The sequence below is a fragment of the Bradyrhizobium japonicum USDA 6 genome (genome assembly GCF_000284375.1).
Lineage (GTDB): Bacteria > Pseudomonadota > Alphaproteobacteria > Rhizobiales > Xanthobacteraceae > Bradyrhizobium > Bradyrhizobium japonicum.
This window is the reverse complement of record NC_017249.1, coordinates 620236-638772: the sequence shown is the minus strand read 5'-3', so window position 1 is coordinate 638772 and position 18537 is coordinate 620236. Positions and strand designations below refer to the sequence as shown.

The 18537-nt window shown below is 63.7% G+C and carries 17 protein-coding genes; 10 read left to right on the top strand and 7 right to left on the bottom strand.

Annotated elements, in window-relative coordinates; all coding sequences use genetic code 11:
* The first annotated feature begins 35 nt into the window (after positions 1 to 35).
* On the top strand, positions 36 to 1340 hold the full coding sequence (gene hslU, locus BJ6T_RS02985) for an ATP-dependent protease ATPase subunit HslU (protein WP_014490804.1): 1305 nt from the start codon (positions 36 to 38) through the stop codon (positions 1338 to 1340).
* 193 nt (positions 1341 to 1533) lie between these two features.
* On the top strand, positions 1534 to 2658 hold the full coding sequence (locus tag BJ6T_RS02980; protein WP_014490803.1) for a hypothetical protein: 1125 nt from the start codon (positions 1534 to 1536) through the stop codon (positions 2656 to 2658).
* Here the strand turns inward: BJ6T_RS02980 and BJ6T_RS02975 are convergent.
* Genes BJ6T_RS02975 through BJ6T_RS02965 form a run of 3 tightly spaced genes read right to left on the bottom strand, consistent with a single transcriptional unit; the run spans position 2655 to position 5480 of the window.
* Positions 2655 to 3245 carry a Smr/MutS family protein gene (locus tag BJ6T_RS02975; RefSeq protein ID WP_014490802.1) on the bottom strand — a complete coding sequence of 197 codons (591 nt, stop codon included), beginning with the start codon at positions 3243 to 3245 and terminating at the stop codon, positions 2655 to 2657. The two genes, BJ6T_RS02980 and BJ6T_RS02975, sit on opposite strands and share 4 nt — an antisense overlap.
* A complete protein-coding gene (gene mltA, locus BJ6T_RS02970) occupies positions 3242 to 4795 on the bottom strand; it encodes a murein transglycosylase A (protein WP_014490801.1) in 1554 nt (517 codons plus the stop codon). Before mltA ends, BJ6T_RS02975 begins: the two co-directional genes overlap by 4 nt.
* Positions 4773 to 5480, bottom strand: a complete 708-nt coding sequence (locus tag BJ6T_RS02965; RefSeq protein ID WP_014490800.1) for a Tim44/TimA family putative adaptor protein — start codon at positions 5478 to 5480, stop codon at positions 4773 to 4775. Before BJ6T_RS02965 ends, mltA begins: the two co-directional genes overlap by 23 nt.
* A gap of 413 nt (positions 5481 to 5893) precedes the next feature.
* On the opposite strand from BJ6T_RS02965, the gene secB reads away from it, so the two are divergent.
* Positions 5894 to 6379, top strand: coding sequence for a protein-export chaperone SecB (secB, locus tag BJ6T_RS02960; protein ID WP_014490799.1), 486 nt, complete (start codon positions 5894 to 5896; stop codon positions 6377 to 6379).
* Here secB and dnaQ read toward each other — a convergent pair.
* From dnaQ to BJ6T_RS02940, 4 genes are read right to left on the bottom strand one after another with little or no spacing between them, the layout of a single operon-like run.
* Positions 6370 to 7092: a DNA polymerase III subunit epsilon gene (gene dnaQ / locus BJ6T_RS02955; protein ID WP_014490798.1), complete on the bottom strand. Its 723-nt coding sequence runs from the start codon at positions 7090 to 7092 to the stop codon at positions 6370 to 6372. The two genes, secB and dnaQ, sit on opposite strands and share 10 nt — an antisense overlap.
* Before the next feature lie 27 nt (positions 7093 to 7119).
* A complete protein-coding gene (gene coaE, locus BJ6T_RS02950) occupies positions 7120 to 7719 on the bottom strand; it encodes a dephospho-CoA kinase (protein ID WP_028169701.1) in 600 nt (199 codons plus the stop codon).
* 23 nt (positions 7720 to 7742) lie between these two features.
* Positions 7743 to 8351: a Maf family protein gene (locus tag BJ6T_RS02945; RefSeq protein WP_014490796.1), complete on the bottom strand. Its 609-nt coding sequence runs from the start codon at positions 8349 to 8351 to the stop codon at positions 7743 to 7745.
* A gap of 8 nt (positions 8352 to 8359) precedes the next feature.
* Complete coding sequence (locus tag BJ6T_RS02940) at positions 8360 to 9199, bottom strand: pyruvate, water dikinase regulatory protein (RefSeq protein WP_014490795.1); 840 nt, start codon at positions 9197 to 9199, stop codon at positions 8360 to 8362.
* Between the two features lie 459 nt (positions 9200 to 9658).
* Here BJ6T_RS02940 and hemJ point away from each other — a divergent pair, with 459 nt between their 5' ends.
* The 7 genes from hemJ to BJ6T_RS02900 all read left to right on the top strand — a co-directional run bounded on the left by hemJ (position 9659) and on the right by BJ6T_RS02900 (position 18463).
* Positions 9659 to 10093, top strand: a complete 435-nt coding sequence (gene hemJ / locus BJ6T_RS02930) for a protoporphyrinogen oxidase HemJ (RefSeq protein WP_014490794.1) — start codon at positions 9659 to 9661, stop codon at positions 10091 to 10093.
* Between the two features lie 247 nt (positions 10094 to 10340).
* Positions 10341 to 11606: a transcription termination factor Rho gene (gene rho / locus BJ6T_RS02925; protein ID WP_014490793.1), complete on the top strand. Its 1266-nt coding sequence runs from the start codon at positions 10341 to 10343 to the stop codon at positions 11604 to 11606.
* A 315-nt stretch (positions 11607 to 11921) separates the two neighbouring features.
* Positions 11922 to 13280 carry a tRNA uridine-5-carboxymethylaminomethyl(34) synthesis GTPase MnmE gene (gene mnmE / locus BJ6T_RS02920; RefSeq protein WP_014490792.1) on the top strand — a complete coding sequence of 453 codons (1359 nt, stop codon included), beginning with the start codon at positions 11922 to 11924 and terminating at the stop codon, positions 13278 to 13280.
* Positions 13281 to 13866: 586 nt separating this feature from the next.
* Entirely contained in the window at positions 13867 to 15747 is a 1881-nt protein-coding gene (gene mnmG, locus BJ6T_RS02915; protein ID WP_014490791.1) for a tRNA uridine-5-carboxymethylaminomethyl(34) synthesis enzyme MnmG, read from the top strand.
* Positions 15748 to 15843: 96 nt separating this feature from the next.
* Positions 15844 to 16524, top strand: coding sequence for a 16S rRNA (guanine(527)-N(7))-methyltransferase RsmG (rsmG, locus tag BJ6T_RS02910; RefSeq protein ID WP_373866000.1), 681 nt, complete (start codon positions 15844 to 15846; stop codon positions 16522 to 16524).
* A gap of 30 nt (positions 16525 to 16554) precedes the next feature.
* On the top strand, positions 16555 to 17439 hold the full coding sequence (locus BJ6T_RS02905; protein ID WP_014490789.1) for a ParA family protein: 885 nt from the start codon (positions 16555 to 16557) through the stop codon (positions 17437 to 17439).
* A gap of 136 nt (positions 17440 to 17575) precedes the next feature.
* Positions 17576 to 18463, top strand: a complete 888-nt coding sequence (locus BJ6T_RS02900) for a ParB/RepB/Spo0J family partition protein (RefSeq protein ID WP_014490788.1) — start codon at positions 17576 to 17578, stop codon at positions 18461 to 18463.
* Positions 18464 to 18537: the final 74 nt, after the last annotated feature.

Sequence of the window (18537 nt, the reverse complement as noted above, 5' to 3'; positions counted from 1 at the left end):
TGTCCCGACCCGCATCTGATCCTAGCTAAGGTCCCATGACAGACTTCTCCCCCCGCGAAATCGTCTCCGAACTCGACCGTTTCATCGTCGGCCAGGCCGATGCCAAGCGCGCCGTCTCGATCGCGCTGCGCAATCGCTGGCGCCGGCAGCAGCTCTCCGGCTCCTTGCGCGAAGAGGTACTCCCGAAGAATATCTTGATGATCGGCCCCACCGGCGTCGGCAAGACGGAGATCGCGCGACGGCTCGCCAAGCTCGCGAACGCGCCGTTCCTGAAGGTGGAAGCGACGAAATTCACCGAGGTCGGCTATGTCGGCCGCGACGTCGAGCAGATCGTGCGCGATCTCGTCGAGGTCGCGATCGCCCAGGTACGCGAGCGCAAGCGCAAGGACGTGCAGGCGCGCGCGCAACTGGCTGCCGAGGAGCGCGTGCTCGACGCGCTGGTCGGCGCCAATTCCAGTCAGGCAACGCGCGAATCGTTCCGCAAGAAGCTGCGCGCCGGCGAGCTCAACGACAAGGAAATCGAGATCGAGACGCAATCCTCGGGCGGCGGCATGCCGATGTTCGAGATCCCGGGCATGCCTGGCGCGCAGATGGGCGCTGTCTCGCTCGGCGACATCTTCGGCAAGCTGGGCGGCCGCAGCAAGACGCGGCGCCTGACGGTCGAGAACTCGCACGAGATCCTCGTCAATGAAGAGTCCGACAAGCTGCTGGACACCGACCAGCTCACGCTGGAGGCGATCAGCGCGGTCGAGAACAACGGCATCGTGTTCCTGGACGAGATCGACAAGATCTGCGCGCGCGACGGCCGGGTCGGCGGCGACGTCTCGCGCGAGGGCGTGCAGCGTGACCTGTTGCCGTTGATCGAAGGCACCACAGTCTCGACCAAGCACGGTGCGGTGAAGACCGATCACATCCTGTTCATCGCGTCCGGCGCCTTCCACGTCGCGAAGCCGTCCGACCTGTTGCCCGAATTGCAGGGCCGCCTGCCGATCCGCGTCGAACTGCAGGCCCTGACCCGCGACGACATGCGCCGCATCCTGACCGAGCCCGAGGCCTCGCTGATCAAGCAATATGTCGCGTTGCTGCAGACCGAGGGCGTGACGCTCGACATCACCGCCGACGCCATCGACGCGCTCGCCGACGTCGCGGTCGCCGTCAATTCCACTGTCGAGAACATCGGCGCGCGGCGGCTCCAGACGGTGATGGAACGGGTGCTTGACGAAATCTCCTTCACCGCCCCCGACCGCAGCGGCGAGACCGTCAAGGTCGATGCGGATTTCGTGAAGAAGCACGTCGGCGATCTCGCCAAGAACGCGGATCTGAGCCGGTTCATTTTGTAATTCGACGCTGCCGCGCTATGGATGCCGCTGTCGTCCCTGCGAAAGCAGGGACCCTTAACCACCAGCGGCTCTTGTTGAAACAGATGGCGACCACGATCCCGGCTCGAACGACTTCCCGTGGTTATGGGTTCCGGATCTGCGCTCGCTGGTCCGGGACGACGGCGGAGGTAGATCGCGTCAGTTCGGGTGCGGCGTGATCGCCCAGATTCAGCAAAATCCCTGGCGTCTCCTGCTCGCGATCAACGCGGCGGTCGTCGCCGGCGTGTTCGTCCACAAGATACAGCTGCCGCCTTACGTCCCCTATATTCATCTCCTCGTCGACTATCATTTCGGATTCATCAAGCGCGCGCTGATCGGGGCGATCGTCGCGCTGTTCACGGACAAGGTGCCGGTCTGGCTGGTGTTCGCGCTCGGCGGGGCGACATGGCTGGTGACGCTGGGGCTGTACACCAGATTATTTCAGAAGACGTTCGGCTTCACCGCGAAGACGCTGCCGCTGTTCGTCTTCATCACGGGCTCGCCGTTCTTTCTGAAGAACTTCATGCACACGCTCGGCCATTTCGACATCTATGGCTGCGCGCTCGCGCTGATCCTGCTGCTGATGCCGGCCGGCTCCTTGCTGTTCGTCGCAACGGCCGCGCTGTTCTCGATCGTCCTCGTGCTGATCCACCACATTCATCTGCTGATGTACGTGCCGACGATCATCACCATCGTCGTGATCAGGCACTACCTCGCGCATGGCACCACCAGAGCGAATGTTGCGTTCGGTTTGGTGGCATTGCTTGGCGTGAGCGCGCTGTTCTTCGCGGCGCAATTTTTGGGAACGATGCCGATCCCGGAAGCGGATTTCGTCGCGTATCTGAAGACCCGGATGGCTGATCCGGCGCGGACCGACCTGCTGCAATTCGCCTACATCTGGTACCAGCCGCTGGCGAAGGAGGTTTCGGATACCTGGGGCCGCCTGCCCCACAACATCCTCGGCGTGCCGGTGTTTGCCCTGCTGATCTGGCTGCACACGCCACTCTGGCACTATTTTGCCGGCCTGATCGGCGCGCTCGCGAACGACCTGCACCGGCGCCTCGTCGTCGCGGCGCTGATCGGCATCAGCCTCGCCTATCTCGTGATGTTCGCGATGGTGTTCGACTATTCGCGCTGGATCTCGAACTGGGCGGTCTGCCTGTTCCTGATCCTGCACGCGGTGAAGATGCTGCCGGCCAAATACAATGCACCGCTGATCGCGTCGGAGGATCGGAAGACAAATATCTTCGGCCTGATCCTCACATTGATCCCGCGCGTCGGAATCGTCCGGCCGTTCTAATACCTCGCCCGGCGTATCCGCACATAGAGCGCGCCCTCGCCGCCATGGCCGATATGCGCCTCCTCGAAGCCGACGACGAAGGCGCGGAACTCCGGCAGGCTCAGCCATTCCGGCACCTGGCGGCGGAGCACGCCGCTTTCGCCGCCGCTGCGTCCCTTGCCGGTGATGACGAGCACGAAGGTCAGGCCGTCGTGATGGGCGCGGTGCAGGAAGCCGGTCAGGGCCCGATGGGCGCGTATCTGGGTCATGCCGTGCAGATCGAGCCGCGCCTCGATCTCGCTGCGGCCGCGCGACAATTTTGTGCGCTCGCGCTTGCCCAGCGGTGCCAGCGGCGGCATCGGCGGCTTTGCCACGCGCACAGCCGGCGCGGCAGCGATCGGCCGTGGCGATGGCGCAGATCGCGTGGCCGGCGCTGCCGGTGAAGGCTCGGTGCGCGGCGGGGCGTGTGTCTTTGCCACGCGATGCTTCCGCAGCGGCTTGACCTGTTTTGCGACCGCATCCCACAGCGCGCGCTCCTCCTCGCTCAGCGCACGGCGGCGCGGCGAGGGACGAGGCTCCAGCACGGGCGGACGGGACGATCGCTTCATTGCTGTCGATGGGGACGATTCTTGACCGGCCGCCGGGGCTCCTCAACGGGCTCTATCAGGGGACGCGGCACCGGTAATGGGACCGGATTGGCAACGGCGACTGTCTCACCTTTACCTTGTGCCACGGCTGCGGCTGGCGCCGCCGGCTTGGTCTGATCCTTGGCGGAATCCTTGGCAGGATCGATCTGCGGAAACAGCTTTGCGATCTTCTCCGAGGGACGCGGATCCGGCACCGGCAACTTCGCGGCGCGCGCCGTGGGATCGAGGCCCTTCGGTACCAACATGACGAAGTGCATGGGATGGCGCAGCCGTCCCGAGACGCGGCCGGCATCCGCGCCGGCGCCGAAATAGAGATCGGCGCGCGCGGGGCCGATGATGGCCGAGCCGGTGTCCTGCGCGATCATCAGCCGGTGGAACGGCGTCTTGGAGCGCTCGGAATCGATCGGCAGCTCGCCCTCGATGAAGAACGGCGTGCCGTAGACGTGCAGCGCCTTGTCGACCGCGATCGAGCGGCCGGCGGTCAGCGGAATGCCCTGCGCACCCACCGCCTCTTCCTTGTCGGACAAGTTGACCTCGCGGAAGAAGATGTAGGAGCGGTTCTGGCGGCGCAGATCCTTGGCGCCCTCGGGGTTCTGCGCCATCCACTCCCTGATCTTCTGCATCGACATCTCCTCCTTCGGAATGATGCCGCGCTCGATCAGGACACGGCCGACGGCCGTGTAGGGATAGCCGTTATAGGCGTCGTAATTCAGCCGGACCGTGCCGCCGTCGTCGAACTTGATCCGCGCCGAGCCCTGGATCTGGGCGAACAACAGATCGGTCGGGTCCTTCAGCCAGGCGATCTCCAGCCCGCGACCGGCGATCTTGCCGTCCTCGATCTCGCCGCGATCGTAATAGGGGACCAGCTTGCGGCGGCCGATCTTGCGATAGACCGGGCCCTTGTTGGGCAGGCTGACCGAGTCCTGCTTGTAGCCGCGCACGAACAGGTTCGAGGGTCTGCGATAGACCGGAACGTTGTAGATTTCGGTCTGGGTCCGCGATCCCTCCAGCACCGGCTCGTAATAGCCGGTGACGAAACCGTCGGGCTCGCCGAGGCGCGAGATCCGCAGCGGCGCAAAATTCTGCTCGAAGAAGGTCCTGGCTTTGGCGTCGTCGGTGAGCTCGAGCGACTTGGCGGCCCGGCAGGGCTCGCTCAGCGAGCCGCCAAGCGCCTTCGGTTCGGCCGCACCGGTCTGCGCGTTGATCGTCCGGCAACTCGCGCGGAACGTCTTGTAGGCGGCCAGATGGTCGTCGTCGCTCCAGCCTTTCACGTCCGCCCAGGTCAGCGGCAGATATTGCGCACCGGGGATTTCGAACGGCAAAGGGAGTTGCGGATAGGGCAAGGCGCGCGGTGGTGCGGCGGCAAGTGCCGGGAGATGATGATGATGGCTGCGATAGTGACGCCGCGCCGCCTCGGCGCCGAGCGAAAACGACGACAGCACGACGGCACCCGCGCAAAGCGCCGTCGCGCTGTTCTTCAGGAAAGTCTTAATTCGCGCTTCCGGTGCCAACCAGCTTCCAGTTTGGATCGCGAGAGGTGATATCGCGGGCGAAGGTCCAGATGTCGGTGATGTCGGCGACCGTGTCCGCACTACCGTCGACGATATTGCCGCTCTTGTCGCGGGTGGCCGAGATCATCTGCGAGACGAATCGTATGGTGAGCTGAGCCGTGCGGTCGCGCAGCTCGGCGCCGACGAGCTCGGCCTTGTCGATCGAGACGAAACGCGTCTCGGTCTTCTGCTCGTTCTTCTCGCGTTCCTTGATGGCGGCGTCGAAGCTGTCATAGACCTCCGACGACAGCAGGTCGCGCAATGCGCGGCGGTCGCCATTGGCAAAGGCCAGCACGATCATCTCGTAGGCGCCGCGGGCGCCCGAGATGAAATGGCGTGGGTCGAAGGTGGAGTCCTTGTCGACGATGGCGTCGAGACCCTGGGCGAGCGCGGTGCCCGGCTCGGTCAGGCCCTTCCAGCGGTCGGAGGGCGGGGCCGGCTCGGCGGTCGGCGCCAGCGGGGCCTGATCGATCACCTTGCCCGGCATGGTCACGACGTTCTTGTCCTGGGCACCCCCCAGCGCATTGCGGGCGGCGGTGCGGTCGAACGGCGGCCGCTCGTTACCCGTCCGCTGTCCCAGCACGCTGCGCAGTCTCAGAAAGATGAAGACCGCCAGCGCCAGGAAGATGATGGTGTAGATGTCCACGTGGTATCCGCTTTCTGGTCTTTGCTAAGAGGGGCCGTCTCGGGGTCGTCGCCGGGAAAATCAATCCGGCCAGTAGACCGTTCCATACGGGAACGGCAAGTCTACATCACCATTTAGGTCCGCGCGTCTGGTCCTCGGGATGTAGGCACGAAATCTTGCCCGGCCAATGGCGCCTTTTGGCACAGCACAGAGTGTAGCGCGTTTTATGCTTAAGGGGAAACCCGATCCTGCCCGGAAATCGCGCATCTTCAATCGTTTAACGCGCGATTTCGTCAGGAGGGCCGGGTGAACGTCACAATTGCGGGCGCGGCCCGGATACCCGATCCGGGACCGTTCGTCCTTGTGGAGTGAGGCGGCCCTATGTTAGCCAACCGCCGCGAAATTCAGCCCCAATCGGGTAAGGAGAGACTCTCATGACCAACGGCAACGGCACCCCTCCCGAGGCGGCCCAGGCTCCCCAGCTCAACGTTCTGGCGCAATATATCAAGGACCTTTCGTTCGAGAATCCGAACGCGCCGACCTCGCTCCAACAGCAGGGCCAGCCGCCCCAGATCAACATCCAGATCAATGTCAACGCCAGCAATCTCAGCGAAACCGAGTTCGAGGTGACGCTGTCGGTCGAGGGCAAGGCCGAGACCGCCGGTAAGATCATGTTCTCGTTCGAACTCGCCTATGCCGGCGTGTTCCGCATCACCAACGTGCCGAAGGAGAACCTGCATCCGCTGGTCATGATCGAATGCCCGCGTCTGCTGTTCCCGTTCGCCCGCGAGATCATCGCGACCGCCGTGCGCGACGGCGGGTTCCCGCCCCTGATGCTGGATCCGGTCGACTTCGTCGGTCTCTATCGTCAAAACATGGAGCGGCAAATGGCCGCTCAGCAGACAAGCGGTCAGGCCTGACCAGGCGGAGAGGCGGCTGGAGCGGGCAGGAACTCGTTCCAGATCGCCTTGTCGCCGAGCGTTGCGATGAAGGCCCGATGGGCCTCGCGCTCGGCATCGGAAATCCGCGGCGCGAGCGGCACGGTCCGCTGCCGCCGCGGCGCATCGCCAGCCGCATTGACGCGAATGTCCTCGCCTTCCGAAGCGAGAAGCAACTGCGACTGCCGCGCCCCGACCAGATCGACATAAACTTCGGCCAGGAGTTCGGCGTCGAGCAGCGCGCCGTGCTTGGTACGGTGTGAATTGTCGATCGAATAGCGCGAGCAGAGATCGTCGAGCCGGTTCGACACGCCCGGATGCTTACGCCGCGCCAACAGCAGCGTATCGACCAGCCGCTCGCGCGGGATCGCGACGCGTTTGACCTTGTCGAGCTCGGCGTTGATGAAGCCGATGTCGAACGAAGCGTTGTGGATCACCAGCGGCGCGTCGCCGATGAACTCCAGAAACGCATCGACGACCTCGTGGAACAGCGGCTTGGTCGACAGGAACTCAGCCGACAGCCCGTGCACCGCAAAGGCTTCCGCCGGCATGTCCCGTTCGGGATTGATATAGACGTGATATGTCTGGCCCGTCGGCATGCGGTTGAAAATCTCGACGCAGCCGATTTCGACCAGGCGATCGCCGCGGAGCGGATCGAGGCCGGTGGTTTCGGTGTCGAGAACGATTTCACGCATGATCAAGAGGCCGTGTGAACCGGCGAATCAGGCTCGCCGCTGCGGCATCTTAACGACCTCGGCCAGAATGTGCGTGATTTGGGCGCGCACGGGTTCAAGTCCGTGTGACGTATCCACTACGAAATCGGCCCGCCTGCGCTTCTCGGCATCCGGCGTCTGCTTGGCAATGATCGCGTCGAGCTTGGCCTCATCCATCGTGCCGCGCTCCAGCACACGCTTGCGCTGGAGTTCCGGCGAGGTCGACACCACGACGACGGCATCGACGCGTTTCTCGCCGCCGGTTTCGAACAGCAGCGGGATATCCAGGACCACGACGGGCGCCTTGGCTGCTTCCGCATCGGCGAAGAATTTTTGCCGGGAGGCGCCCAGCATCGGATGAACGATCTGCTCGAGCTGCTTGATCGCGGCCGGATCATGCACGACGCGCGCGGACAGTTTCGGGCGATCGACCTTGCCGTTCGCGGTAGTCCCGGGAAAGGCGGCCTCGATCGCGGGCGCGGCCTCACCCTCGTAGAGTTGATGGACGGCAGCATCGGCGTCGTAGACGGGAACGCCGGCCTCCGCGAACAATTTCGCGGTGGTGGATTTTCCCATCCCGATCGAGCCGGTCAGTCCAAGGATCCGCATCAGCACGCAGCCATCTCTGTCATTCACACCGCAACTAGCCGTTCGCGCCGCAGGAACGCAAGCAACGGCAGCAGCGGCAGGCCGAGAATGGTGAAATGGTCACCCTCGATGCGCTCGAACAGATGGCTGCCGAGGCCTTCGAGCTGATAGGCGCCGACGCTGGTCGTCACCGCATCGCCGGCAGCGTCGAGATAGGCTGAAAGCTCCGTCTCGGTCATCGGCCGCATGGTCATGCGGGCCACCGAAACATCCTCGAAAACGATCTTGGCATCTCGCGCCACGGCCACCGCGGAATTCAGCGCGTGGCTTTTGCCGGCGAGATCGAGCAGTTGCGCCATCGCCTGTGTGCGGCCTGCGGGCTTGTTGAAGAGGCGCTCGCCGAGAGCCAGGGTCTGGTCGGCACCGATCACGTAGCTCCCCGGATGACTGGCCGAGACCGCCTTGGCCTTCTCACGCGCCAGCAGCAAGGCGATGTCATGCGGGTCTGAAAGCTTCGAGGCGGCCTGAATGCCGCGCTCGTCGAGATCGGCCGTAATCGCCTTGAACTCCAGTCCGGCACTGGCCAGCAGCATCTTTCGCGCGCTGCTCTGCGAGGCCAGTATCAACGGAGTTTCGCCGCGCCAGAGAGACATCGCCGAAACTATCCCGTGGGCCGATTGCGCTGGCGGTCGCTGTAGAGCTTCATGATCGCCGCGGCGGTTTCCTCGATCGATCGCCGCGTGACGTCGAGCAGCGGCCAATCGTGCTTGGCGCTCAGCTTGCGCGCGAACGCGACCTCCTCGGTAACCGACTGCCTGTCTGTATAGGTCTCGCTGCCGGACTCCGCGCCCATGGAAAGCAGGCGGTTCTGGCGGATCTGGATCAGGCGTTCCGGCGTCGCATGCAGGCTCACCACCAGCGGCCGCGTCAAGGTCTCCAATTGTGACGGCACCGGAATGCCCGGAACCAATGGCACGTTGGCGGTGCGGATGCCGCGATTGGCCAGGTAGATCGACGTCGGTGTCTTGGAGGTGCGCGAGACACCAACCAGCACCACGTCGGCATCGTCGAGGCCTTCGACATGCTGGCCGTCGTCGTGGATCATCGTGTAGTTCAGCGCGTCAATGCGCTTGAAATATTCCGCGTTGAGGACGTGCTGGGCGCCGACGCGGCCCGTGGTCGCGGCACCGAGATAGGCTTCGAACAACTGCATCACCGGCCCGATGATCGACAGGCTCGGAACGTTGATCTGCTTGCACTTGTCCTCGAGCCTCGAGACCAGATCCTTCTCCAGCAGCGTGAACAGCACGATCCCCGGCGCCTCCTCGATCTCGTCTAGCACGCGGTCGAGCTGCTTCTGGCTGCGCACCAGGGGATAGACATGCTCGACCGGGGTGACGTTGGCGTACTGCGCCGCGACGGCGCGCGCGACGGTGATCAGCGTCTCTCCGGTGGAGTCGGAGACCAGGTGGAGATGGAAATAATTGTTCGAGGTCGGCACAAAAGCCCTTTGTATGGAGGCGGTGTGGTTTGTGGATTTCTGTGGACCTTAACCCCTCGGCAAGGCTTGCGCGACACCGGGGGCGGGACAAGTGCCAATTTTCTTCACACCACTGCCCATCGGAACAAGTTCGGCGCCCTGCCGAGAGGGGAACGGGATTGCGCGGACAACCCCTTTGATAAGATGCCGACAGAAACGCGCAAGCCTTTGAAGCTGGCCGACTTATCGGAAGCCGCCGGAAGCGTCAGGGATATGTTGATGGATGTGAACAAGCGCGCGTGAACGTGCGGACGGAATTGTGTGAGTCCAATTCACGGTCACATAGACTCAAACCTTAAGAATCTAAGATTCTAGATTTGAGGAAGGCTCTATGGACGGATAAGTGTGCAGGGTGAGACCTTAACGAGTTCTTACTATCCCCAGCGTTCCCTGCGCTGGACAGAAAGCCGGGCGCGGAAAATGTTCGAAGACGTCTATCTCTGGATCAAGGCGCTGCATGTGATCGCCGTCATCTCCTGGATGGCGGGCATGCTCTATTTGCCGCGGCTGTTCGTTTATCACTCCGAGGCCGAGATCGGCTCGAAGCAGTCGGAAACGTTCAAGGTGATGGAACGCCGGCTGCTCAAGGCGATCATCAACCCCGCCATGATCGTCACATGGCTTGCCGGGCTCTATCTCGCCTGGTCCGGCCACTGGTTCTCTTTCGGCTGGCTGCACGTAAAACTGGCACTGGTTCTGGCGATGTCCGGGGTCCACGGCTTTTTTTCACGCTGGTGCAAGGATTTCGCCGCCGACCGGCGTCCGCGCAGCCAGAAATTCTATCGAATTATCAACGAGGTGCCGACTGTCCTGATGATCTTGATCGTCATCATGGTGATCGTGAAGCCGTTCTAGGCAAGGCTTGCGATGAATCGCTCAGCGCTTCGGCTTGCGGAGTGGGGAGCGATTTTCTATATTAGCGATATCCCACCCAACGCAGGCGGATGTGGTTTTGTCTGAGCTTTCCAGAGGCCGGACACCGCATCAGGTTTGAAGCCTCATCGGCACTCTCCTTGCCAGACCTGCGGACCTTACCTTCTCACGTCCGCATTTCCGAGCCTCCTCGCACCCCCTCCCAAGGTTACCCCACAGGACCACCCCAATGCGGGAAATTAAACTCCAGGACCTCAAGTCGAAGACGCCGGCCGAGCTCGTCTCGTTCGCGGAAGAGAACGGGGTCGAGAATGCCAGCACCATGCGCAAGCAGGAGCTGTTGTTTGCCATCCTCAAGCAGCTTGCGCTCGCGGAAACCGACATCGTCGGCGAGGGCGTCGTCGAGGTGCTCTCCGACGGCTTCGGCTTCCTCCGCTCGCCCGATGCGAATTATCTGCCCGGCCCGGACGACATCTACGTTTCGCCCTCGCAGATCCGCCGTTTCGGCCTGCGCACCGGCGACACCATCGAAGGCCACATTCGCAGCCCGAAAGAGGGCGAGCGCTATTTCGCGCTGCTGAAGGTCAACACGCTCAATTTCGAGGACCCCGAAAAGGCCAAGCACAAGGTCAATTTCGACAACCTCACGCCGCTGTTTCCGAATCAGCGTTTCCGCATGGAAATCGACGATCCGACCCGGAAAGACCTTTCTGCAAGGGTGATCGACATCGTCGCGCCGATCGGCAAGGGCCAGCGCGCGCTGATCGTCGCGCCGCCGCGCACGGGTAAAACCGTGCTGATGCAGAACATCGCGCACTCGATCACGCACAATCATCCGGAATGCTATCTGATCGTGCTTCTGATCGACGAGCGTCCGGAAGAAGTCACGGACATGCAGCGCTCGGTGAAGGGCGAGGTCGTGTCGTCGACCTTCGACGAGCCGGCGGTGCGTCACGTCCAGGTCGCCGAGATGGTGATCGAGAAGGCAAAGCGCCTGGTCGAGCACGGCCGCGACGTCGTGATCCTGCTCGATTCGATCACCCGCCTCGGCCGCGCCTACAACACCGTGGTGCCGTCATCCGGCAAGGTGTTGACCGGCGGTGTCGACGCCAACGCGCTCCAGCGCCCGAAGCGCTTCTTCGGTGCTGCCCGCAACATCGAGGAGGGCGGCTCGCTGACCATCATTGCGACCGCGCTGGTCGATACCGGTAGCCGCATGGATGAAGTCATTTTCGAAGAGTTCAAGGGCACCGGTAACTCCGAACTGATCCTGGACCGCAAGGTCTCGGACAAGCGCACCTTCCCGGCGATCGACATCTCGCGCTCCGGCACCCGCAAGGAGGAACTCATCACCGATACGCAGGTGCTCAAGAAGATGTACGTGCTCCGCCGGATCCTCAATCCGATGGGCACGATGGACGCGATCGACTTCCTGCTCGACAAGCTGCGCTCGACCAAGAGCAATTCGGAGTTCTTCGACTCGATGAACACCTGAGTGCGATGCAGCATAAGGTCAGAGGGCGCCTTCGGGCGCCCTTTTTCTTTTGTGCGGCTTTGCTGCGGAAGAAGTGCAGCATGGTCATGGGACGAAGGGAAATCCGGGTTTTCCGGAAGCTGTTGATATATTTACGTAATGATTGACTTTAGCTATTGGTTGATGTTCTGAGCGCGGCTGCTTCTGCAGCAAAATGCTGCGCCATATATTGCATCGCAATATAGCCGTTGCTGCGGACCGGAGCGCAGCAAAAGGGGTGGCGGCATCGCGCGAACGGGCCGTTTGCCTTTTCCCCGCCAGCCGGACAAATAGGCGATGCATCCGCGAGACCAGACCATTTTTGCGCTGTCGTCCGGCCGTGCGCCGAGCGCGATCGCTGTGGTGCGCGTCTCCGGATCGCAAGCCGGCCTCGTGCTGACGACGCTGGCGGGGAGCCAGCCGGCGCCGAGACAGGCCAGCCGCCGGCTGCTGCGCGATGGCGCGGGCCAGCCGATCGACGACGCGGTCGTGCTCTGGTTTCCGGGGCCGGCCAGCGCGACCGGCGAGGACGTCGCCGAATTTCACGTCCATGGCGGCCGCGCGGTGCTGGCGGCACTCCTCGCCGCGATTTCTCTTATTCCGAATACGCGTGCGGCCGAGCCCGGCGAGTTCACGCGGCGCGCGTTCGAGAACGGCAAGCTCGATCTCACCGAAGCCGAAGGCCTCGACGATCTCATCCATGCCGATACCGATCGCCAGCGCCGCCAGGCGCTGCGCCAGTTGCAGGGCCTGCTCGGCGATCGCGCGCGCGACTGGCGCGAGCGCATCATCGAGGCGTCGGCGCTGATCGAAGCCGGCATCGATTTTTCCGACGAGGGCGATGTGCCGGCCGAGCTGAGGGCGCCGGCGGTGAAAGCGATCAAAGCGCTGCATGACGAAATCACAGAAGTCCTTGCGGCACAGGGACATTCTGAACGCCTGCGCGATGGCCTGGTGGTTGCGATCGCGGGCGAGCCGAATGTCGGCAAGTCGACGCTGATCAATCAGCTGTCGCGCCGCGAGGTCGCGATCGTCTCGCCCTACGCCGGCACCACGCGTGACGTGATCGAGGTGCAGCTCGATCTCGATGGCTATCCGGTCACGGTGATCGACACGGCGGGTATCCGGGAGACCGACGATCCCGTGGAGCAGGAAGGCGTGCGCCGGGCGCGAGCGCGTGCCGAAGATGCCGACCTCGTGCTGTGGCTGGTCGAGGGTGGGCGCGCTGTCGATCCGGGCGCGATGCAATCGCTGGTGAAGTCCCGCCCCGGGCGTGAACAATCGGGCGGCTCGATCTGGATCGTCCGCAACAAGATCGATCTGGGCGAGGCGGAGGACGTCGGGTCGGGCGTCGAGTTCGGGATCTCGGCAAGGCGGGGGGACGGCGTTCCCAATCTGATTGACGCTCTCGTGAAATTCGCCGCCGAGTTTTTCGGGACGACCGAGGGCGCTTTGGTGACCCGGGCCCGCCAGCGAGATCTGTTGCGCCGGGCCTCGGACAGCTTGCGCCGGAGCTTGGAGCTTGTAGAAGACGGCGAAGAGCTTGCCGCCGAAGAGTTGCGTGCCGCGGCCTATGCCTTGGGCCGGCTGCTGGGCCGGGTCGACGTCGAGGACGTTCTCGGGGCCATCTTCCAGAAATTCTGCATCGGAAAGTAGGACTAGTTCTTCATTGTAGAACTAGCGCTTGTTCCGATCCTTGCGTTTCACGTGAAACAGCAACGGAATGAGTTCCGGTCTGTTGCACATGGAACATGTGCTTCCGACCTCCGGCCTGTTTCACGTGAAACCGCGGAACGATTGGTCAGCCCCGGTCTGAGCGGTTCGTACGCAGGGTCTGATCGCCTGACAGGGCAGGAAGGCTCGTGGCCGGCGGCCGTCCCCCAAGCTCGTCATTACGAGGAGCCCTTGCGACGAAGCAATCCAGACCGCGTCCACGGAGGGATTCCGGATTGTTTCCGCCTTTGCTGAAGCTTCGGCGGACAAGTCGCTCCGCTCGCAATCACGGCGTAGCCCGATCGCTTGTGCCCAGGGCCGTGCGAGATCTCGCCAGAAGTTCTCTCTCCCGGTTAGACGCATCTTGTTTCACGTGAAACAGCAGCGGGCCCAATGCCGGTTCTACTGTGCATGGGGTTGTTTTCGCGAAAATGCGCATCGCCTCCCTGGCCGCACTGTTTCACGTGAAACAACGGCCTCACCCAGTTTCTACTTCCGGCTTCTCCGCCTCTGCGATAGAAGTCCGCCCATGCGAACAGAGCGAGAGAGTTTCGACGTCATCGTCATTGGCGGCGGCCACGCCGGCTGTGAAGCCGCGGCTGCTTCCGCGCGGATGGGTGCGACGACCGCTCTGGTGACGCACCGTTTCTCCACCGTCGGCGCGATGTCCTGCAATCCCGCCATCGGTGGTCTGGGCAAGGGCCATCTGGTCCGCGAGGTCGACGCTCTGGACGGTTTGATGGGCCGGGTCGGCGATGCCGGTGGCATCCAGTTCCGCGTCCTCAATCGTCGCAAGGGCCCAGCGGTCCGCGGTCCCCGAGCTCAGGCCGACCGGAAGCTCTATGCCGCAGCCATGCAGGCCGCGATCCGGGACACCGAAGGTCTTTCCGTCATCGAGGGAGAGGCAGACGAGCTGATCGTGGTCGAGGGCCGGGTCATCGGACTACGCCTGGCGGACGGCCGCGAGCTTCGGGCAGGGGCGGTTGTCGTCACCACCGGCACGTTCCTCCGTGGTCTGATTCATCTTGGCGAGAAGAACTGGCCTGCCGGCCGGGTCGGTGAAGCGCCGGCAATGGGTCTTTCAGCCTCCTTCGAGCGCGCCGGTTTCACCCTCGGACGGCTCAAGACCGGGACTCCGCCCCGTCTGGACGGCACCACGATCGACTGGTCCGCGGTCGAGATGCAGCCCGGCGACGAACCTCCGGAGCCGTTCTCCGTGATGACCGAGCGGATCACGACCCCGCAGATCCAGTGCGGGATCACCCGGACGACCTCCGCGACCCATGAAGTCATCCGCGCGAATGTCCATCGCTCGCCGATGTACTCCGGCCAGATCAAGAGCTCCGGACCGCGCTACTGTCCCTCGATAGAGGACAAGATCGTCCGCTTTGGCGACCGCGACGGCCATCAGATCTTCCTGGAGCCCGAGGGGCTCGAGGATAGCACCGTCTATCCCAACGGCATCTCGACCTCGCTGCCGGAGGAGGTCCAGCTCGCGATCCTCGCCAGCATTCCTGGCCTAGAGCAGGTGAAGATGGTCCGCCCGGGTTACGCCATCGAGTACGACCACATCGATCCCCGCGAGCTCGATCCGACCCTCCAGACCAAGCGTCTGCGTGGTCTCTTCCTGGCTGGTCAGATCAACGGCACCACCGGATACGAGGAAGCCGCCGGGCAGGGCATCGTGGCCGGCCTGAACGCGGCTTTGGCCGCGAGCGGCGCCGCCCTGACCGTGTTCGACCGTGCCGATGGCTATCTCGGCGTGATGATCGACGACCTCGTCACCCGCGGGATCAGCGAACCCTATCGGATGTTCACCTCTCGCGCCGAGTACCGGCTGACCCTGCGCGCCGACAACGCCGATCAGCGCCTCACCGAGAAGGGGATTGCGCTCGGATGCGTCGGGAGCGCGCGGACGCAGCATCACCGCGCCAAGATGGACGCCCTGAATGCGGCCAGGGCGCTGTCGAAGTCCCTGACGATCACCCCGAACGAGGCGATCAAGCACGGTCTGTCCCTGAACCGGGACGGCCAGCGCCGCTCGGCGTTCGAGTTGATGGCCTATCCGGACATCGGCTGGAGCCAGGTGCGGACCATCTGGCCCGAGCTGTCGGCGATCGACCCGGTCATTGCCACCCATCTGGAGATCGACGCGAAGTACGACGTCTATCTCGAGCGCCAGAGCGCCGACGTCGAAGCTTTCAGGCGAGACGAGGGGATGGTGCTGTCGGACGTCGATTACCAGCAGGTCCCCGGTCTTTCCAATGAGGTGCGGGCCAAGCTGGAGAAGGCGCGGCCGTTCACCGTCGGCCAGGCTGGCCGGATCGACGGCATGACGCCGGCGGCACTCGGCATCCTCGCAGCCTATCTCCGGCGCGAGGCACGGAAGACCTCAAAGGCGATCGCATAGGCGTTTCACGTGAAACAGCGCGGGCCGGGCGGCAGATCGTCATCAGGGAAGCCAGCGGCAGGTGAGGGCGCGAGCCGTCGATCCGAGCCGACGCCGATCAAACCGAAGATCGACAAGGCCAGCGCCAACGATCGGTCGCTGGATTCCATCATCGCAGCGGACAAGCTCGCGGCGCTCAGGCTCGCCCCCGTTTCACGTGAAACCGAAGACCGGCTCGACCGCTACATCGCGCTGCTCCGGGAGTGGCAGGCCAAGACCAATCTAGTCGCGCCCTCGACCTTGCCGCAGCTCTGGACCCGGCACATCGCCGACTCGCTCCAGCTCGTCGATCTCGCCCCTTCGGCCAAACGCTGGGCCGACCTCGGCAGCGGCGGCGGCTTTCCCGGAATCGTTCTCGCCTGTGCCATGGCCGGGACGCCGGGCGCCAGCGTCCACCTCGTCGAGCGAATCGCCAAGAAGGCCGCCTTTCTGCGCGAAGCAGTTCGCGTCACCACATCTCCGGGGGTCGTACATCTCGCTGAGATCGGGGATAATGTGGATAGAATCACCGGCCCCGTCGATTGCGTCACCGCGCGTGCGTTGGCTCCGCTACATCAACTCATCGGCTTTGCGGAGCCGCTGATGCGCCAAGGTGCAAAAGTGCTGTTTCCGAAGGGTCAAGATGTAGAGGCTGAATTGACCGAAGCCGCTAAATATTGGAATATCCAGCCGCAGCTTCACCAAAGCCGGACCGGCGACGGTTGGATCGTCGAGCTGACGTCAGTCGAGCGGCGCTAAGGGGTTCAGGGGTCGAGTGGGGAATTTGCGATGAGCGTGATTGACGAACCGCAGCAAGAACAGACCGCCGAAGAACAGGCCACCGAAGAACAGGCCGCTGAGGTCCCGCAGGGCCACCCGCGCATCCTGGCGCTGGCGAATCAGAAGGGCGGCGTGGGAAAAACAACCACGGCGATCAATCTCGGCACGGCACTCGCTGCGATCGGCGAGCGCGTCCTGATCGTCGACCTCGATCCGCAGGGCAACGCCTCGACCGGCCTCGGCATCGATCGCCGCAACCGCTCCTGCTCGACCTATGACGTGCTGATCGGCGAAGCCCCTCTGCGCGAAGCGGTGGTCTCGACCGCGGTGCCGCGGCTGCACATCGCACCCTCGACCATGGACCTCTCCGGCCTCGAGCTCGAGCTCGGCACCACGCCCGGCCGCGCCTTCAAGCTGCGCGACGCCATCGGCGCGCTCAACAACAACGTTTCGCCGGACGCCGATTACACCTATGTGCTGATCGACTGCCCGCCCTCGCTCAACCTGCTCACGGTGAACGCGATGGCGGCCTCCGATGCGATCCTGGTGCCGCTCCAGTGCGAGTTCTTCGCGCTCGAAGGTCTGTCGCAATTGCTCCAGACGGTGGAGCAGGTGCGCTCGACGCTCAATCCGAACCTGTCGATCCACGGCATCGTGCTGACCATGTTCGACTCGCGCAACAACCTCTCGAACCAGGTCGTCGCCGACGTCCGTCAGTTCATGGGCGAGAAGGTCTACAAGACCATGATCCCGCGCAACGTGCGCATCTCGGAAGCGCCGTCCTACGGCAAGCCGGTCCTGGTCTACGATCTCAAATGCGTCGGCAGCGAAGCGTATCTGCGGCTCGCCACCGAAGTAATTCAGCGCGAGCGCGAGCTGCGCACCACGCATTGAAGCTGCCGTAGGGTGGGCAAAGGCGTCTTCGCCGTGCCCACCATCTTCTGCACACAACTGGTGGGCACGCTTCGCTTGCCGACCCTACGATAATTCAGTTCTGGAGTGTTGCACAGTGAATCCAAGGGAGCTGGCGATGGCCGACGAAGCGCGTTCGCGACTGGGTCGGGGTCTTGCGAGTCTGATCGGTGATGTCGGCGGCGAGGCTCAGCATGTCGATCGTCCGCGCGCGCAGCGCAAGGTGCCGATCGAATTCATCAAGCCCAATCCGCGCAACCCGCGCCGCGCCTTTTCGGAAACGGAGCTCAAGGAGCTCTCTGATTCGATCAGGCAGCACGGCGTGATCCAGCCGATCGTCGTGCGTCCGGTGAAGGGCGCGCAGGATCGCTTCGAGATCATCGCCGGCGAACGGCGCTGGCGCGCATCGCAGATGGCCGGCCTGCACGAAGTGCCGATCGTGCCGGTCGACATCAGCGACAGCGATGCGCTGGAGTTCGCGATCGTCGAGAACGTGCAGCGCGAAGACCTCAACCCGATGGAAGAGGCGCTCGGCTATCACGCGCTCGCCAACGAGTTCAAACGCAGCCAGGACGACATCGCAAAGGTCGTCGGCAAGAGCCGCAGCCACATCGCCAACATGATGCGGCTGACGAAGCTGCCGGCCGAAGTGCAGGCCTTGATCACGAGCGGCGAGCTGACCGCCGGCCACGCCCGCGCGCTGATCGGCGTGCCCGATCCGGTCGCGTCAGCCAGGCGTATCGTCGCGGAAGGCCTCAACGTGCGCCAGGCCGAGGCGCTCGCGCATGAAGAGGGTGTGCCGGAGCGCAAGCCGCAGAAGGCGCGCAGCACCGGGGGGAAGGAAAAGGACCCCGACACGATCGATCTCGAAAAGCGCGTCAGCGATGCGCTCGGCCTCAAGGTCACGGTCAATCACCGCGACCCCGGCGGCTCCGTCCAGATCAACTACCGCAACCTCGATCAGCTCGACGAGGTGATGAAGCGGCTGGCGAAGGGCGCGCTGTAGACGCACCGACTCTATCACCGTCACCCTGAGGTGGCCGCTTCTTCACCGGCCCTCGAAGGGCGACGGCTTCGCTG

Bases quoted from the DNA above. Each gene is read 5' to 3' on its own strand.
- mnmE (WP_014490792.1), top strand. From the start codon at position 11,922: ATGCATCCGCGAGACCAGACCATTTTTGCGCTGTCGTCCGGCCGTGCG.
- mnmG (WP_014490791.1), top strand. From the start codon at position 13,867: ATGCGAACAGAGCGAGAGAGTTTCGACGTCATCGTCATTGGCGGCGGC.
- hemJ (WP_014490794.1), top strand. From the start codon at position 9,659: ATGTTCGAAGACGTCTATCTCTGGATCAAGGCGCTGCATGTGATCGCC.
- rho (WP_014490793.1), top strand. From the start codon at position 10,341: ATGCGGGAAATTAAACTCCAGGACCTCAAGTCGAAGACGCCGGCCGAG.
- BJ6T_RS02900 (WP_014490788.1), top strand. From the start codon at position 17,576: ATGGCCGACGAAGCGCGTTCGCGACTGGGTCGGGGTCTTGCGAGTCTG.
- coaE (WP_028169701.1), bottom strand. From the start codon at position 7,719: ATGCGGATCCTTGGACTGACCGGCTCGATCGGGATGGGAAAATCCACC.
- hslU (WP_014490804.1), top strand. From the start codon at position 36: ATGACAGACTTCTCCCCCCGCGAAATCGTCTCCGAACTCGACCGTTTC.
- dnaQ (WP_014490798.1), bottom strand. From the start codon at position 7,092: ATGCGTGAAATCGTTCTCGACACCGAAACCACCGGCCTCGATCCGCTC.
- secB (WP_014490799.1), top strand. From the start codon at position 5,894: ATGACCAACGGCAACGGCACCCCTCCCGAGGCGGCCCAGGCTCCCCAG.
- BJ6T_RS02905 (WP_014490789.1), top strand. From the start codon at position 16,555: ATGAGCGTGATTGACGAACCGCAGCAAGAACAGACCGCCGAAGAACAG.
- BJ6T_RS02975 (WP_014490802.1), bottom strand. From the start codon at position 3,245: ATGAAGCGATCGTCCCGTCCGCCCGTGCTGGAGCCTCGTCCCTCGCCG.
- BJ6T_RS02945 (WP_014490796.1), bottom strand. From the start codon at position 8,351: ATGTCTCTCTGGCGCGGCGAAACTCCGTTGATACTGGCCTCGCAGAGC.